At 55.5% G+C, this 16051-nt stretch carries 13 protein-coding genes; 8 read left to right on the forward strand and 5 right to left on the reverse strand.

Going from position 1 to position 16051, the window contains the following annotated elements:
• Window positions 1–7: 7 nt before the first annotated feature.
• From rhtA to ybiO, 3 genes are all read left to right on the forward strand, one after another.
• Window positions 8–895 carry a threonine/homoserine exporter RhtA gene (rhtA, locus tag BL249_RS07705; protein WP_099706961.1) on the forward strand — a complete coding sequence of 296 codons (888 nt, stop codon included), beginning with the start codon at window positions 8–10 and terminating at the stop codon, window positions 893–895.
• A 300-nt stretch (window positions 896–1195) separates the two neighbouring features.
• A complete protein-coding gene (gene dps / locus BL249_RS07710) occupies window positions 1196–1699 on the forward strand; it encodes a DNA starvation/stationary phase protection protein Dps (protein WP_099706962.1) in 504 nt (167 codons plus the stop codon).
• 173 nt (window positions 1700–1872) lie between these two features.
• Window positions 1873–4152: a mechanosensitive channel protein gene (gene ybiO, locus BL249_RS07715; protein WP_099706963.1), complete on the forward strand. Its 2280-nt coding sequence runs from the start codon at window positions 1873–1875 to the stop codon at window positions 4150–4152.
• A 3-nt stretch (window positions 4153–4155) separates the two neighbouring features.
• On the opposite strand, the gene rlmF is transcribed toward ybiO, so the two are convergent.
• From rlmF to hutI, 3 genes are all read right to left on the reverse strand, one after another.
• Window positions 4156–5049 carry a 23S rRNA (adenine(1618)-N(6))-methyltransferase RlmF gene (gene rlmF / locus BL249_RS07720; RefSeq protein ID WP_099706964.1) on the reverse strand — a complete coding sequence of 298 codons (894 nt, stop codon included), beginning with the start codon at window positions 5047–5049 and terminating at the stop codon, window positions 4156–4158.
• Window positions 5050–5420: 371 nt separating this feature from the next.
• A complete protein-coding gene (hutG, locus tag BL249_RS07725) occupies window positions 5421–6200 on the reverse strand; it encodes an N-formylglutamate deformylase (RefSeq protein WP_099707118.1) in 780 nt (259 codons plus the stop codon).
• Window positions 6187–7416 carry an imidazolonepropionase gene (gene hutI, locus BL249_RS07730; protein ID WP_099706965.1) on the reverse strand — a complete coding sequence of 410 codons (1230 nt, stop codon included), beginning with the start codon at window positions 7414–7416 and terminating at the stop codon, window positions 6187–6189. Before hutI ends, hutG begins: the two co-directional genes overlap by 14 nt.
• Window positions 7417–7496: 80 nt before the next feature.
• On the opposite strand from hutI, the gene BL249_RS07735 reads away from it, so the two are divergent.
• Both BL249_RS07735 and BL249_RS07740 read left to right on the forward strand, forming a co-directional pair.
• Window positions 7497–8852, forward strand: coding sequence for a formimidoylglutamate deiminase (locus BL249_RS07735; RefSeq protein ID WP_099706966.1), 1356 nt, complete (start codon window positions 7497–7499; stop codon window positions 8850–8852).
• Window positions 8849–9394 carry a HutD/Ves family protein gene (locus BL249_RS07740; RefSeq protein ID WP_099706967.1) on the forward strand — a complete coding sequence of 182 codons (546 nt, stop codon included), beginning with the start codon at window positions 8849–8851 and terminating at the stop codon, window positions 9392–9394. Before BL249_RS07735 ends, BL249_RS07740 begins: the two co-directional genes overlap by 4 nt.
• An 18-nt stretch (window positions 9395–9412) precedes the next feature.
• On the opposite strand, the gene hutC is transcribed toward BL249_RS07740, so the two are convergent.
• Complete coding sequence (hutC, locus tag BL249_RS07745) at window positions 9413–10168, reverse strand: histidine utilization repressor (RefSeq protein WP_099706968.1); 756 nt, start codon at window positions 10166–10168, stop codon at window positions 9413–9415.
• Window positions 10169–10516: 348 nt separating this feature from the next.
• Here hutC and hutH point away from each other — a divergent pair, with 348 nt between their 5' ends.
• The 3 genes from hutH to BL249_RS07760 all read left to right on the forward strand — a co-directional run bounded on the left by hutH (window position 10517) and on the right by BL249_RS07760 (window position 15075).
• On the forward strand, window positions 10517–12088 hold the full coding sequence (gene hutH / locus BL249_RS07750; RefSeq protein WP_099706970.1) for a histidine ammonia-lyase: 1572 nt from the start codon (window positions 10517–10519) through the stop codon (window positions 12086–12088).
• Entirely contained in the window at window positions 12085–13770 is a 1686-nt protein-coding gene (hutU, locus tag BL249_RS07755; RefSeq protein WP_099706971.1) for a urocanate hydratase, read from the forward strand. Before hutH ends, hutU begins: the two co-directional genes overlap by 4 nt.
• Window positions 13771–13914: 144 nt before the next feature.
• The gene (locus tag BL249_RS07760) at window positions 13915–15075 is read left to right on the forward strand and encodes a M20 aminoacylase family protein (protein ID WP_099706972.1); all 1161 of its coding nucleotides are present in this window, start codon (window positions 13915–13917) and stop codon (window positions 15073–15075) included.
• Here BL249_RS07760 and ybiB read toward each other — a convergent pair.
• Window positions 15069–16043 (reverse strand): DNA-binding protein YbiB, encoded by a 975-nt coding sequence (gene ybiB / locus BL249_RS07765; protein ID WP_099706973.1) that lies wholly within the window; start codon window positions 16041–16043, stop codon window positions 15069–15071. The genes BL249_RS07760 and ybiB overlap by 7 nt on opposite strands.
• Between the last annotated feature and the right edge of the window lie 8 nt (window positions 16044–16051).

Genomic DNA, 16051 nt, shown 5'->3' on the forward strand with positions numbered 1-16051 from the left:
TCACAGGATGTATCTCAGCCGATTCAAATCTTCAGTCTGGTTTCCGGTGGTGGTATTGCTGATTGCAATGACATCAATCCAGGGCGGTGCCGCACTGGCAAAAACACTGTTTTCACAGGTCGGGGCCCCGGGCATTACCGCATTACGCCTCGGGCTGGGTACGCTGATTCTGTTACTCATCTTCAAGCCCTGGCGCCTGCACTTCAGTAAAGCACAGCGTCTGCCTTTACTGCTTTATGGCCTGGCACTCGGCGCAATGAACTACAGTTTTTATCTTGCAATTCGTACCGTTCCTCTGGGCATTGCCGTTGGCCTGGAATTTTGCGGGCCGCTGGCGCTTGCCCTCGCATCGTCACGGCGGCTTAGCGACTTTATCTGGGTATTTCTTGCTCTGTCAGGCCTGTGGCTGCTGTTACCACTGGGTAATGCGATGGGCAACGTTGATACCAGAGGCGCCCTGCTGGCACTGCTGGCTGGCGGTTTCTGGGTAGTTTATATCCTGACCGGCGCCCGTGCCGGCGTCGGTAACGGACCAGCCACCGTGGCAATGGGATCATTAATCGGCGCCCTGGTTTTCGTACCACTCGGGCTTAGCTTTGCCGGCAGTGGTTTGTGGTATCCCGGCATTATTCTGCCTGGCATTGCGATTGCCCTGCTTTCCAGCGCATTACCTTACTCACTGGAAATGCTGGCCCTGACCCGGCTGCCTGCACGGGTTTTTGGCACGCTGATGAGCCTGGAACCGGCGATGGCGGCGTTATCAGGCATGATTTTTCTGAGCGAGAGGTTAAGCGGCATGCAATGGCTGGGCCTGCTGGCAATTATCAGCGCGTCAATCGGTTCGGCACTCAGCGCGCCACGAAAAAAAATCCGCCTTGAAACAGTCAGCGAATAAACCGCTGGCTGAAAACAAAGCGTAATAATATTCCGTTTCATTGCTGACATTATTTACACCTTGCAATGCTTTTATTCCTTCACCGGCAATCAGGTACGCTGTCACCAAAAAACCGGTTGAACATAAATTGATTTAAATCAATTAAATCAATCAGTCAGCCGCAAAAACTCATAATAGCAATCGTTTTCACCCTGTTTTAAACTATTTAAGCAATCAGTTATTTACTGACCCACAGAAATAAAAATCGCTGCTATAATTAGTGCCGAAGTTCAGGATTAACAAATAAAGAGGATATTAATGATGAGTACCGCTAAACTGGTAAAAACTAAATCTTCTGACCTGATTTACACCCGTAATGACGTGGCTGATAGTGAGAAGAAGGCTACAATCGAGGTGCTCAATCGTCTGGTTGTTGAATACATTGATCTTTCCCTGATCACCAAACAGGCGCACTGGAACATGCGCGGGGCAAATTTTATTGCGGTCCATGAAATGCTGGACGGTTTCCGTACCGCAATTATCGATCACCAGGACACCATCGCCGAGCGGGTGGTTCAGCTGGGCGGCATTGCACTGGGTACTACTCAGGTTGTTAACGATAAAACGCCGCTGAAAAGCTACCCGCTGAATATTCATAGCGTTCAGGAACATCTGAAAGCGCTGGCGGATCGTTATGCCGTGGTTGCCAACCACACCCGTAAAGCGATCAGTGAAGTGAGCGACGAAGACAGTGCGGATATTCTTACCGCTGCATCCCGTGATCTTGATAAGTTCCTGTGGTTTATCGAATCTAACATTGAGTAACACGCTGCATCCGGGTTGAGATGCGCGTTTACATAACAGAGCACCCAAGGCAGAGGCTGGCCCCTCTGCCTTTTTTCCCGCCAAAGGCTGAAAATTGCCGCTGAAATTTCTGCTGTCGTACTGCCCACTATACTTATTTATCAGCAATCGGTTTGACTACAGGAGAGCAGGTAATGACGGGCAATACTCCGGTCAGCAACATTCTGATGGCAGGATGGTTAGTATTCATCATTCTCTTTGGCCTGACGCCGTGCGCCCAGGCGGTTTCGCCGGCGGTGGCAGTGGCGGTGTCGCAACAACAATCCCCCTCCGTCAACGCCAGTGACGATAACAGTAAGCCGACACAGGACCAGCAGAAAGCAGCCTACGCTGCCCTGGCCACCCTTTTACAAAACGATCGTACCCGTCAGGCGTTAATCAATCAGTTGCGCCAGGCATCGGCGCCCTCACCTGCCGACGCCGTTCCGGCACTGGTTCCCTCGGTGGCAGCTGCACAGGATAACACCGTACTGGATAACGTGACCGGGGTCAGTCGCCGTTACGCCGGCGAGTTCAGCGCCAAAATTAAGCAATTAAGTGATACGGTTTTTCACTCACCGCATAAGGCCTTCAACCCACAAACCTTTTTCACTGCGCTGAACCATTTTCTGATGCTAGCCGTGTCCCTTTTCGGCTTTTATTTGCTGATATGCCGGCTGGCCAGCCCACTCTACCGCTTAGCTGGCCGCTGGGGTCGGCAAAAAAAAGCGGACCATACCAGCTGGCTACAGCTCCCTGTGGCTATTCTCGGCGCGTTTATTATCGATCTGTTACTGCTGGCGCTGGCGCTCCTTGTTGGCCAGTTCCTCAGCAATGCACTTAACGCCGGTAATCGCACCATCATGCATCAGCAAGGATTATTTCTGAACGCATTTGCCCTGATTGAATTTTTCAAGGCAGTGTTACGGCTGATTTTCTGCCCACGCTTTCCCGATTTACGCCCTTTCCATCTGCCCGATACCCGTGCCCGCTACTGGAATACACATCTAAGCTGGCTCAGCGGACTGATCGGCTACGGCCTGCTGGTGGTGGTGCCAATTATTGCTAACCAGATTAATCAGCAGGCGGCTGTCCTTGCCAATGTGGTGATTATGAGTGTGATTACGCTGTGGGCAATCTGGTTAATTTTACATAACCGGCGCAATATTCAGCGGGAGTTAAACCAACTGGCCGACCGCTCGATGCGCTTTTTTGCATTTTTTATCCGGGCATTTGCATTTGTCTGGCACTGGCTGGCCTGTATCTATTTTGTCACCCTGTTTTTCCTGTCACTGTTTAATCCTGGCAACAGCCTGCAATTTATGGTGGCAGCGACGGTTCGCACCCTGGTCACCATCTTTATCGGCGCCCTGGTTGCCGGTATTCTTACCCGCTGGATGGGTAAAAACATCGTGCTGTCTGCAGAATTGCAGCGTCATTATCCTGAACTACAAAAAAGGGTGAATGGCTGGCTAAAAATGATGTTGAAACTGGCTCGTACGCTGACGGTTTTTTCAGTCATTCTGCTGTTGCTGAACGCCTGGCAGGTGTTTGATTTGTGGCACTGGCTGTCTGCCGGTCCGGGAGAACGGCTGGTCGACGTGACTATTCGCATCGTATTGATTCTGTTTCTCTCCGCCGCTGGCTGGACGCTACTGGCCAGTCTGATCGAAAACCGGCTGGCTTCAGATTCTTACGGCCGGCCAATGCCTGGCGCACGCACCCGGACGCTGCTGACGCTATTTCGCAATGCGCTGGCGGTGATCATCAGCACCATTACCATTATGATTCTGCTGTCGGAAATTGGCGTTAATATTGCGCCACTACTGGCAGGTGCCGGCGCACTGGGACTGGCAATAAGTTTCGGTTCGCAAACGCTGGTAAAAGATATTATCACCGGCGTATTTATTCAGTTCGAAAACGGTATGAATACCGGCGATCTGGTGACTATTGGTGCCATAACCGGCACCGTTGAACGCATGTCAATTCGCTCAGTTGGCGTACGTCAGGACACCGGGGCATACCATATTATTCCCTGGTCATCGATCACTACCTTCGCCAACTTTGTGCGCGGCATTGGCTCTTTTGTCGCCAACTATGATGTCGATCGAGGCGAGGATGTTGAACGTGTTAACCAGACGCTACAGGCTGCGGTTTCTGAACTGATGGAAAACCAGGAAATCCGTGCCATGGTGATAGGACAGCCTGCATTTGCCGGCCTGGTAGGACTGAGCGACCGGGCATTTACCGTGCGTGTTTCCTTTACCACTCAGCCGCTAAAACAATGGACCGTCCGCTTTGCGCTGGATGGCATGGTAAAAAAACATTTCGATGCCGCCGATATTCAGGCGCCCCATCAAACCGTACAGGTTATGCAAACCGGCAGTGACGCGTCCTTTAATGCAGCTGGTGCCGTGCTGCCGGCAGCCGAATAGCACTCAGAACCGCCAGGCAATAAACCGGCTCTGTTTTTGCCCCTGGGCCATAGCAACCGTTCTGACCTCATGAGCGCCTGCCGCCTTTAGCCGGGCGTATAACGGCGGCAAATTCTCTTTGCGGGAAACCAGGCAGGTAAACCAGCCGCACTGCCGGGCAAAATCGACGCTTTCGCTAATCATACGGCCAATAAAACCCGCTTCACCGCCTTCGCACCATAATTCCTGCGCCTGGCCGGCGAAATTAAGCGGGGCATCCGGCGCCAGCCCCAGCTGACGCTGTTTTCGCTGGCTACCGGCCTGTGCCATTGCGGCAGAAGCATGGAAAGGGGGATTACACAAGGTAGCCGCATAGTACTCGTTTTTATGAATAATACCGCGGAACAGTGCCAGAGGATCTTTTTGCCGGCGCAGGCGAATTTTACGGTTAAGACCCGGATTGCCGGCAATAATGGTGCTGGCGGATTTTATCGCTGCCTCATTCACTTCTGAGCCAGTAAAACGCCAGCCATACTCATGTTGTCCAATCAGCGGATAGATCAGATTAGCGCCACAGCCAATATCAAGAATTGCAACCTCATCCGCCGGCTGGCGGCGGGGTTGTTCAGCCAGCAGATCGGCCAGGCAATGAATATAATCGGCCCTGCCCGGCACCGGCGGACAGAGAAAGCCGGTTGGTAGCTGCCAGAACTGAATCGCGTAATGATGCTTGAGCAGCGCCTGATTGAGCGCCCGTACAGCCAGCGGATCGGCAAAATCTATGCTTTTTTCAGCCCCCGGCGTAACGCGGATAAAAGCAGCAAGCGGCGCATGCGCCTGGCACAGTGCGGTCATATCATAGCGATCGCGATGGCGATTACGGGGATGTAAGGGGGATTGCTGGCGGACCGTCATCATTACTCTCCTGAGGCAGGCGCGTAAGATAACCGGCCTCTGCACATTTTGCCATGGAAATACTATCCGCCCGCTCGCCGCACCGGCTACGTTTTCCCCCAGACGGCGCCTGATAGCCGTCACCAGCGCGCAACGGATTTGCCTCCGCTGTTATTCAGACTTTCTGAAAAACATGTTCAGCGATATCTGATATCTTTGCTACACCAGCCATTTAAAATGGCACTGAAGATTATCGCATGCCCGGCGCACCGCTGGCCCTGGTCAACTCTGCCGGCAGTGGGATAATCGTTAGCCTGCGGTTACAGGTTCATTCATCACCCAATACAACTGTGTCTTATTCAGCCAGAAGCGCAAGCCTCTGGCTTTTTTTGATATCAGCTGCTGAGCAAGGCCTCAATCAGTTTTTTCAGCAGCGGTCGAAGACGCTGCGCCCGATCATCACACCATAAGAAAGGGGGAGCCTCATCCATATAATTACACTGTGCCAGTTCAAGCTGTAGTGCCTGTACGCCATTGGCCGGCTGCCCGTAAGCGCGGGTGATATAGCCACCTTTAAAGCGGCCATTTATCACCCAGCTGAAATCACTTTGTGCCGCACAGACAGCTTCCAGCTTTGCCGTCATATCAGGATGGCAGCTGGCGCCATCGTTAGTGCCCAGATTGAGATCCGGCAGTTTTCCTTCAAACAGCCGCGGGATCTGCGACGCAATAGAGTGCGCATCAAACAACAGCGCATAGCCAAAGCGGGATTTAAGCCGCGCCAGCTCCTGCTGCAGCTGTTGATGATAAGGATGCCAGAGGGTCTCAAGGTAACTGCGGCGCTGCGCGGCGTCAGGGGTCATACCCGCGTTGAAGGTCGGGGTACCGTCAAACAGCGTTTCCGGGTAGAGCCCGGTTGTCGCCGTAGCATACAGCGGCTGGTTATCTGCCGGGCGATTAAGATCAATGACAAAACGCGAGTAATTACCGATCAGTACGCTGGCCCCCATTTCAGCGACAAAATGGTACAGCTGTGGAATATGCCAGTCGGTATCACATAATCCCTGGGCTGCCGGACTGAGCCCCCGTGCCACTTCCGGCGTCAATGCGGTACCGGCATGCGGAATACTCAGCAGCAAAGGGAGATTACCCGGCGTAAAGTCAAACGGTTTTATCACGCAATTTTCCTCGGTAGATGGTTTCGCATGGCAGGGTACCGCCAAGCCAGTAAACCAGCTCAGCGGGATCTGTCAGCGGCCAGTGTACAAAATCAGCACGTTTACCGACTTCCAGACTACCCAGCCAGCTGGCACAGCCCAGCGCCTTCGCCGCGTGCAACGTAACGCCGCTTAACGCCTCTTCCGGCGTCATAGCAAACAGAGTGCAGCCCATATTAAGCATCAGACGCAGCGATAACGCCGGAGAGGTTCCCGGATTGGCGTCGCTGGCCAGCGCCATCGCCACCCCATGTTTGCGGAAAAGCGCAACCGGTGGACGCTGGGTTTCACGCAGCAGGTAAAAGGCGCCTGGCAGCAACACGGCGACGGTGCCACTGGCCGCCATCGCCACCACATCTTCTTCAGCAATATACTCCAGATGGTCGGCAGACAGGGCGTTAAAACCGGCAGCCAGCCGCGCACTGGGCAGCGGAGAAAGCTGACCGGCATGAATTTTCACCGGCAAACCCAGTGCCCTGGCTGCCGTAAACACCTCGCTAACCTGCTCAGGGGAAAATGCCAGATGCTCACAAAAGGCATCCACCGCATCCGCCAGATTTTCCTTAACCACCTGTGGCAGCAGCTGCTGGCATATCTGCTGAATCCAGCCCTGCGGATTATCACGAAATTCAGGAGGAATCGCATGCGCGGCCAGACAGGTCGCTTTCACATCAACGGGCATATCGGCTGCCAGCTGGCGAATAGCGCGCAGCATACGCAGTTCACTCTCCACCCCCAGTCCGTAACCTGATTTAATTTCCACCGTGGTGACACCTTCATCCAGCAGGTGTTGCAGGCGGGGACGCGCACTGTCAACCAGCGCCTGCTGGCTGGCTTCACGCGTCGCGCGCACCGTTGAAAGGATACCGCCTCCGCCGGCGGCAATATCAGCATAACTGACGCCATTCAGACGTTGTTCAAACTCCCGGCTGCGGTTACCGGCAAACAATAAATGGGTATGGCAGTCAATCAGCCCGGGCGTAATCAGGCCACCGCAAAAATGGTGGCGCTCGGCGCAAACTATTGTCTTTGCCTGTTCGCGCTTGCCCAGCCAAACAATACGCTCATCCTGAACAGCAATGGCACCGTCTTTAATCAGACTGTAGCGTCCGTTCTGCATTGTCGCAATATCTGCCCCCATCCAGAGGCTGTCACACATCAGTTCAGCTGGCATTGCTGCTCCTGTCTGAGTACTTTACTGCTGGCCTGTAAGTATGTATATGTATATACAAGCCCAGTCAGCAGGAATCAACAATGTCACGATTTTTTGCTCCGCGCGCCCTGCTTCCACAGGGCTGGTGTCACGATGTGATTATCGAGGTTGATGACCAGGGAACAATACGTAAGCTCACCCCCGGCAGTCCCCAGCTGGATGCACAACGGCTTCATGGGGCGGTGGTCCCTTCCCTTGCCAATCTTCACTCCCACGCCTTCCAGCGCGCAATGGCCGGGCTGGCGGAAGTTGCTGGCGATCCGCAGGACAGTTTCTGGACCTGGCGCGATCTGATGTACCGTATGGTGCAGAGCCTGACGCCGGAAGCCGTCGGCGCCATCGCCACTCAGCTTTATATTGAAATGCTAAAAGGCGGCTATACCCAGGTAGCGGAATTTCACTATTTACACCACGATACCAGCGGGCAGCCTTACCAGGATGATGCCATGCTACAGCAGCTGATGCAGGCCGCACAGCAGAGTGGCATTGGTCAGACGCTGTTACCGGTACTCTACAGTTACGCGGGTTTTGGCGCCCAGCCCGCCCAGTCGGGCCAACGGCGCTTTATTCAGCAAACCTCAGATTACCTTAAACAACAACAGCGGCTGCAAAGCTGGTGCGCACAACATCCGTTGATTAACTATGGCTTGTGTTTTCACTCGCTGCGGGCCGTCAGTGAAACACAAATACGCGAAGTACTGGCCGCCGCCGCACCGCACCTGCCGGTTCATATTCACATTGCTGAGCAGGAAAAAGAGGTCGCCGATTGTCTGGCATGGAGCAACGAACGTCCGTTGAGCTGGCTGTACAAACGGTTTAATCCTGACTCGCGCTGGTGCCTGATTCATGCCACACATCTTGATGACGATGAGCTCAGACAGCTGGCTGCCAGCAGTGCCGTTGCCGGGATCTGCCCGACCACCGAAGCCAATCTTGGCGACGGCATTTTTCGTGGTAGCGACTATCTGGCGCTGAATGGTCGCTGGGGAATCGGCTCTGACAGCCATGTCTCCCTCGATATCGTGGAAGAATTACGCTGGTTTGAATATGGCCAGCGCCTGCGAGACCGCCGCCGCAATCGCCTGGTACAGCGCGAACAGCCTTCGGTGGGCGATCTGCTGTTTGCCGGCGCAAGACAGGGCGGTGCCCAGGCCTGCGGGCTGTCAATAGGCGCACTGGCAAGCGATTATCGCGCTGACTGGCTGGTACTGGAAGAGGATGCGCTGCTAGGGCCAACTGGCGACAGCGCGCTGATTAACCGCTGGCTGTTTGCCGGTCATCGTGGTCAAATCCGCGATGTGTTCGTTGCCGGGCGTCAGGTGATACACCAGGGGCAGCATCAGTACCAGGAGCAGGCCGCCCGGCTTTTCCGCCAGGTCATTGCCGGGCTGACATGAAACACTTTTTTGCCGCTGACAAACTGCCGGTTTCCCCGTGGCGCAACGGTGGTGGGGAAACCCGCGAAATTATGGTCTGGCCACCAGACTCGGCGGATTTCAGCTGGCGGCTTAGTATCGCCACCCTTTCACAGGACGGGGTATTTTCTTCTTTTCCCGGCGTCGACAGAATCATTACCCTCGTGAGCGGCGCGGACGTTACCCTGAGCAGCCCGCACTGGCAACATCATCTGCAAAAAGGCCAGCCGTTTGCCTTTGCCGGAGAAGAGCAGGTTTTTGCCCGGCTGAACGGCGGCGTCAGTCAGGATTTTAATCTTATGACCCGGCGCGCCAGCCATCAGGCAACGATGATACTGACTGACAGCGCGCAGCAGGCACCCGCCGGATCAAGCGGCGTGGTCTACGTACTGGCCGGTAGCTGGCAGGTCGGCGGGAGGGTCTTACAGCAGAGTCAGGGCCTCTGGTGGCATCAGCATCGTCCTGATTTCACCCCACAACACAGCGGATCGCTTTTGTTGTATGCCATCATCCGTTGCCGTTAATCCGACAAAATACTGGCGTTAACTGAGTCCTTTAAATCGCCCCACCAGTTTGTAACGTGACCCAGGATAAAGCAGTCTGGCATAGGTAACGATGCGGGTATCACTCCAGGTCTGGCGACGAATCAGCAGACAGGGTTCATCCTGCTCCAGCATCAGCAAGGCACACTGTCTGGCATCTGGCAACACGGCTTCAACCACATGCTCGCCGGCGGTCAGTGGAGCAACCCGCATCAGGTAAGTATAGGGCGTCATCTGATGATAATCCTGTTGCAGATAGCCTGGCACCACCTGCGGATTGACCAGACGATCTTCCAGCTGTACCGGTAGATCGTTTTCATAATGGACAATCAGCGACTGAAAAACGTCCTGACCGGTGGTAAGTCCCAGCACCGCCGCCTGCTCAGGCCCGGCCTTCACGGTGCGCAGTCGCAGAATATTACAGCTGTGCTGATGACCACGCTGGGCGATTTCCTCAGCGATATTATGCACTTCCAGCATCGCCGTGTAGCCTTTGTTTTCCGCTACAAAGGTACCCACCCCCTGCATACGAATCAGATAGCCTTCACTGGTCAGTTCACGTAGCGCCCGGTTAATGGTCATGCGACTGACACCCAGCTCATTCACCAGTTCACTTTCCGAAGGAACACGCTGCCGGGCTTTCCAGCGCCCTGCAACAATCTGATGAATAATAGCCTGTTTCACCCGCTGATAAATCGGTGCGGGCGTATCGCTCATCGCCGCTGACAGCTGAGAAATAGCGCTCTGTTCGAGCATAATTACGTCCTTTACTGTGATAATAAACTCAGTGTAATAACACGCAGCTGAAATGTATATACAGGTCGTATTATCCGGCATACCTCTGCCGATTCGACTACGCGTCCATCCCGTTATAAACCAGGCGTTTCTTTCGGCTGCTGACAGCAATAATTCCGCCGTTGTTCCTGCCTAAACGGCCCCTGACTGCCGTTTTTGTGAAGGTACTGTCAGCGTCACATTCAATTGTATAGACAAGAATAGACATTTCTGTTTCACTGATTTTCGTCAGCCCGGAGACTGCATTGCAGATACCCTCCCGGGGGTGACAACCGCTAATCACTTTCATTGTACAGACAGGAGCAGACTATGGCAGCGACCGCGTCCCACCGTGTGCTGTCGCCAGGGGATGTTGATCTGGCAACGCTAAAAGCCATTTACCGCGGCGGGATCACGCTGGCGCTGGATGATCAGGCCCGTTCTGCGGTACATCAGGCGGCGGACACCGTCAGCCGTATCGTAGACGCCGGCACCGTCACTTATGGCATCAATACCGGTTTTGGTAAGCTGGCAACCACCACCATTCCTGCCGCTCGCCTCGCTGAATTACAGCGTAATCTGGTGCTCTCCCATAGCGTCGGACTGGGAGATCTGCTGCCCGACGACGTTACACGCCTGGTAATGGCAACCAAAATTATTAGTCTCGGCCGTGGTCATTCCGGCATTCGTCTGGCGCTGATTGAGGCGTTGATCGCTCTGTTCAATGCCGGTGTGATGCCCTGTATACCGGAAAAAGGCTCAGTGGGTGCCTCAGGCGATCTGGCACCACTGGCACATCTGTCTCTGATGTTGCTCGGCGAAGGTAACGTCCGGGTACAGGGCGCGCTAATTCCGGCGGTCGAAGGACTGAAGCTTGCCGGGCTGCAACCCTTCGTACTCGGCCCGAAAGAGGGCCTGGCGCTGCTTAATGGCACCCAGGTTTCAACTGCGCTGGCACTACGCGGTCTGTTTGAAGGGGAAAATGTATTTGCCGCCGGGCTGATTGCCGGCGCGCTGTCACTGGAGGCAATAAAAGGGTCGCTCAAACCACTGGACAGTCGCATCCACCTGGTGCGGGGGCAGCAAGGGCAGATAAGCGTGGCCGCCGCGCTGCTGACGCTGTTGGAAGGCAGCCAGATCGTTGACTCTCACGCCACCTGTTCCCGGGTTCAGGACCCCTACTCCATCCGCTGCGTACCGCAGGTAATGGGGGCCTGTCTTGATAATTTGCATCACGCAGCGCGCATTTTACAAATTGAAGCCAATGCAGCATCCGATAATCCCCTGGTTTTCAGCGATAACGGCGACGTGATCTCCGGCGGCAATTTTCATGCCGAACCGGTCGCTTTTGCCGCCGATATTATCGCTCTCGCGCTGGCTGAGATCGGCGCTATTTCTGAACGCCGGCTGGCGTTATTGCTGGACAGCGCGCTGTCCGGCCTGCCGCCGTTCCTGGTCAATGATGGCGGGGTGAACTCCGGCTTTATGATAGCGCAGGTCACAGCCGCCGCGTTGGCCTCAGAAAATAAATCGCTGGCCCATCCTGGCAGCGTCGACAGCCTGCCAACCTCGGCTAACCAGGAAGATCACGTCTCGATGGCCACCTATGCTGCCCGACGGCTTGGCGCGATGAGTTTTAACAGCGCCGCTATCATCGGAATTGAAGCCATGGCGGCAGCACAAGGCATGGAATTTCATCGTCCGTTGCAAAGTTCACCGTCGATAGAAAATGAATTTAAGCACATTCGTCAGCAGGTGAGCTGGGTTGATCAGGACCGCCTGCTGGCACCGGATATTGAACAGATGCGCCGGTGGGCTGGCCGCGATTGCTGGCCTGCTGCCGTCGCCGCACTGTTACCCAGCCACCGCCATTCCCATCATGAACAGGAGCATACCCGATGAGCGAAACCGTCAGTAAAGCCGTGAGCCGGGCAGTGCGTGCACCCCATGGCAGCGAACTGCACTGTGCCAACTGGCTGATTGAAGCCGCTTACCGCATGATTCAGAATAACCTTGATGCGGAAGTGGCAGAGCGTCCCGATGACCTGGTAGTTTATGGCGGAATTGGCAAAGCCGCGCGCAACTGGGAATGCTTTGAACAGATTTTGCGCTCACTGCAAGCGTTACAACCTGATGAAACGCTGCTGATCCAGTCCGGCAAGCCGGTGGGTATTTTCCGTACCCATGCCGATGCGCCGCGGGTTCTGCTGGCAAATTCCAACCTGGTGCCGCACTGGGCCAACTGGGATCACTTCCACCAACTCGATAAAGCGGGACTGATGATGTATGGCCAGATGACCGCCGGATCGTGGATCTATATTGGTGCACAGGGCATCGTGCAGGGCACCTTTGAAACCTTCGTCGAAGCTGGCCGTCAGCATTACAACAATGACCTGAGCGGCCGGTGGATCCTCACCGCCGGCCTGGGAGGCATGGGCGGCGCTCAGCCGCTGGCCGGAGTGCTGGCCGGCGCCTGCGTACTGGCCATTGAATGCCAGCAATCGCGTATCGATTTCCGTCTGCGTACGCGCTACCTTGATTATAAGTCACACAATCTGGATGAAGCCCTCAGGCTGATAACCGATGCCATCGCAGCAAAAAAAGCCATTTCCGTCGGACTACTGGGCAATGCCGCTGAAATCATGCCGCAACTGGTAAAACGTGCCAAAGCGGGAGGCATACGGCCTGATATTGTCACTGATCAAACCTCAGCCCACGATCCGCTTAACGGTTATCTGCCGGCCGGATGGTCAGTTGAACACTGGCATCAGCAACGTCGCAACAATCCAAAAGCAGTAGAAGAAGCCGCACGGGCCTCCATGGCCCGCCACGTTCTGGCCATGCTTGAGTTCCATCATATGGGCATACCAACGGTTGACTACGGTAACAATATTCGCCAGGTAGCCTTTGACCAGGGCGTGGCGCAGGCTTTTGACTTTCCTGGCTTTGTTCCCGCCTATATCCGACCGCTGTTCTGCGAAGGTAAAGGGCCGTTTCGCTGGGTGGCGCTGTCCGGCGATCCGCAGGATATCTACAAAACCGATGCTAAGCTTAAGGCGTTATTTCCGCAGCACAAAAACCTGCACCGCTGGCTGGATATGGCGCAGGAACGTATTGCCTTTCAGGGCCTGCCCGCGCGTATTTGCTGGCTTGGCCTTGGTGAACGCCACATCGCCGGCCTGGCCTTTAATGACATGGTCCGCAAAGGAGAGCTGAAAGCGCCGGTCGTTATTGGTCGCGACCATCTGGACTGCGGTTCCGTGGCCTCCCCTAATCGCGAAACTGAAGCGATGAAAGATGGATCAGATGCCGTTTCCGACTGGCCGCTGCTCAACGCGTTACTGAATACTGCCGGCGGAGCAACCTGGGTAAGTTTGCATCATGGTGGCGGTGTCGGTATGGGCTTTTCTCAGCATGCCGGCGTGGTGATTGTCTGTGATGGCAGCGAGGCGGCGGATGCCCGCATCGCCCGCGTGCTGTGGAACGATCCGGCAACTGGCGTCATGCGCCATGCCGATGCCGGCTACGCGCTGGCGCGTCAGTGCGCCCGACAGCATGATCTTAACCTGCCCATGCAACCCTAATCCTTCCCCGCCTGTCCGGGCGGGGCATTTTCTTATACTCTTTTAGTCGCCGTTATAACGGAAAAATTGGACGATCGTGCCAGCAACCGGCGGGATTTATGGTAGCTTTGATAAGCGGAAATCAGACTGTCAGGGAGATGTTTCATGATGTTACCCCCCGCGCTTATTAAGCGAGCTATCGCATGGCGCCACCAGCTACATGCTTATCCCGAACTGGGTTATCAGGAACATCACACTGCAGCGCTGGTCGTCAGTGAACTACGCGACTGTGGTCTGCAGGTGCATACCGGTCTGGCCGGTACCGGGGTAATCGGCACGCTGGAAAACGGACCAGGTCCGGTTATTGGCCTGCGCGCGGATATGGATGCCTTACCGGTCAGCGAGCAGGGTGAGAACCCGTGGCGTTCAAAAAATGACGGCGTAATGCATGCCTGCGGTCATGATGGTCATACCGCGATGCTGCTGGCAGCAGCACACTATCTGAGCCAGCAGCGCAATTTCAGCGGCACGGTACACATGATATTTCAGCCGGCGGAAGAGAATCTCGGCGGCGCCCGTAAAATGGTCAATGACGGCCTGTTCAGCCGTTTTCCGATGGACGCCATATACGGTATGCACAACTGGCCAGGACTGCCGCTGGGCCATATTGCGATCAATCCTGGCGCAATGATGGCCTCACTTGATACCTTTATCATTACCCTCGACGGCAAAAGCTGCCACGCCGCAATGCCAGAAAACGGTGCCGATCCCATTGTCGCCGCCGCACAGCTGATTACCGCGTTGCAAACCATTCCCTCTCGCCGTCTTTCCCCCCTCGCGTCGGCGGTGATCAGCGTCACGCAGATCCACGGCGGTGAAGCCATTAACGTCATCCCTGACCGGGTAACGCTGCGCGGCACGCTGCGTTGTCTGCAAGACGAGGTACGTCAGCAGGTAAAAACGCTGATGGCGTCGTTCGTCAGCAGCCTGACTGCACCGATGAATATAACCAGCTCGCTTACTTTTGCCAGTGATTACCCGGTGACCCGCAACGATGCGCAGGCTGCCAGCCAGGTACGGGCATGCGCGCAGGCCTTATTGCCGGCAGATCAGGTTCACTGGGACGTTAATCCGTCAATGGCTTCTGAAGATTTCGCCTGTATGCTGGAACAATGCCCGGGGGCTTACTTCTGGATAGGTGCCGACGGCGACACGCCTTCCGCCGCGTTACATAACGCCCGCTATGACTTTAACGATGCCGTCTTACCACACGGCATCGCATTCTGGATTGCTCTGGTGAACCACCTTTGCCCGCCTCATCAGTAACCGGCAGCGGCCAGTTGTTGTAACCCGTCGTCAACGCTGGCGGCACCACCGGCAGCCAGCAAACAGCAGGCAACCTGTAATTTTAATGATTCAGGCACCGGCAGCTGATGCGTCAGACAACCGGTTATCCATGCTGCCGTGTCTTCTGCACTTCGTGAGGCCGGCAAAACCTCAGCCGGCAGCGTCAGCTCCGGCTGTCGTGCAACCAGCTGCTGCGGCTCACCGCCGCGATGTATAAAGGTTATCGCCGGGCAACGCTGCGGATTGGCATATACCTCCCCTTCGCTGCCATTCAGCAACAGCGCGCTGGCGCCACACTGCTGAAAAAAATCAGCGACCCGTGGCACATATTCAGGATGAGAAACGCTGGAGAGACGCAGCGTCTCCTGCTCACCAAAAGGAGAAAGCAGTTTAGCCAGCGTATGGGCGCTGTTACGCACCCCGAGCTGCCAGCGCAAAGCCAGCTGCTCAGCCAGCGGCGGGCAAAGCGTGTCAATGCTGATAAACACCAGCTCTCCGCTATCCAGTGCCTGCTGTGCCTGAGCCACGCTGCCCGCCGGCTGAATACCCAGAGCGGCAAAAACCTGTTCACTGGTCACCCGGGTTTCATCGTCGCGCACACCGTGTACCAGCACCGGGAAACCTAGCTTACTGAGTAACAGTGCCAGCAATGGCGTCAGATTAGCCTGCCGGCGCGCGCCGTTGTAACTGGGAATGGTCACCGGCAGCGGCCGGCCAGCCGGCGCTTTCAGCCGCGCAACCTGTTCCTGCATCGCCTGATAAAATCCCGGCATCTCTTCCGGCCCTTCGCCCTTTATCCGCAACGCGATCAGTATCGCCCCCAGCGCCAGTGGCGGCACGCAGCCAGCCAGCATCTGCCGGTAAAGCGCACAGGCGGTTTGACGATCGAGATGGCGCGCATGATTTTTCCCGCGGCCAATCTCTTTAATAATGTGATTAAATTCCATTGCTTCCC

The sequence above is a fragment of the Erwinia sp. OLFS4 genome, from assembly GCF_002752165.1.
GTDB lineage: Bacteria > Pseudomonadota > Gammaproteobacteria > Enterobacterales > Enterobacteriaceae > Izhakiella.

Coding starts and splice junctions, on each gene's coding strand:
- dps (WP_099706962.1), top strand. CDS start 1,196: ATGAGTACCGCTAAACTGGTAAAAACTAAATCTTCTGACCTGATTTAC.
- BL249_RS07735 (WP_099706966.1), top strand. CDS start 7,497: ATGTCACGATTTTTTGCTCCGCGCGCCCTGCTTCCACAGGGCTGGTGT.
- rhtA (WP_099706961.1), top strand. CDS start 8: ATGTATCTCAGCCGATTCAAATCTTCAGTCTGGTTTCCGGTGGTGGTA.
- BL249_RS07740 (WP_099706967.1), top strand. CDS start 8,849: ATGAAACACTTTTTTGCCGCTGACAAACTGCCGGTTTCCCCGTGGCGC.
- hutU (WP_099706971.1), top strand. CDS start 12,085: ATGAGCGAAACCGTCAGTAAAGCCGTGAGCCGGGCAGTGCGTGCACCC.
- BL249_RS07760 (WP_099706972.1), top strand. CDS start 13,915: ATGATGTTACCCCCCGCGCTTATTAAGCGAGCTATCGCATGGCGCCAC.
- hutI (WP_099706965.1), bottom strand. CDS start 7,416: ATGCCAGCTGAACTGATGTGTGACAGCCTCTGGATGGGGGCAGATATT.
- rlmF (WP_099706964.1), bottom strand. CDS start 5,049: ATGATGACGGTCCGCCAGCAATCCCCCTTACATCCCCGTAATCGCCAT.
- ybiO (WP_099706963.1), top strand. CDS start 1,873: ATGACGGGCAATACTCCGGTCAGCAACATTCTGATGGCAGGATGGTTA.
- hutH (WP_099706970.1), top strand. CDS start 10,517: ATGGCAGCGACCGCGTCCCACCGTGTGCTGTCGCCAGGGGATGTTGAT.
- ybiB (WP_099706973.1), bottom strand. CDS start 16,043: ATGGAATTTAATCACATTATTAAAGAGATTGGCCGCGGGAAAAATCAT.
- hutC (WP_099706968.1), bottom strand. CDS start 10,168: ATGCTCGAACAGAGCGCTATTTCTCAGCTGTCAGCGGCGATGAGCGAT.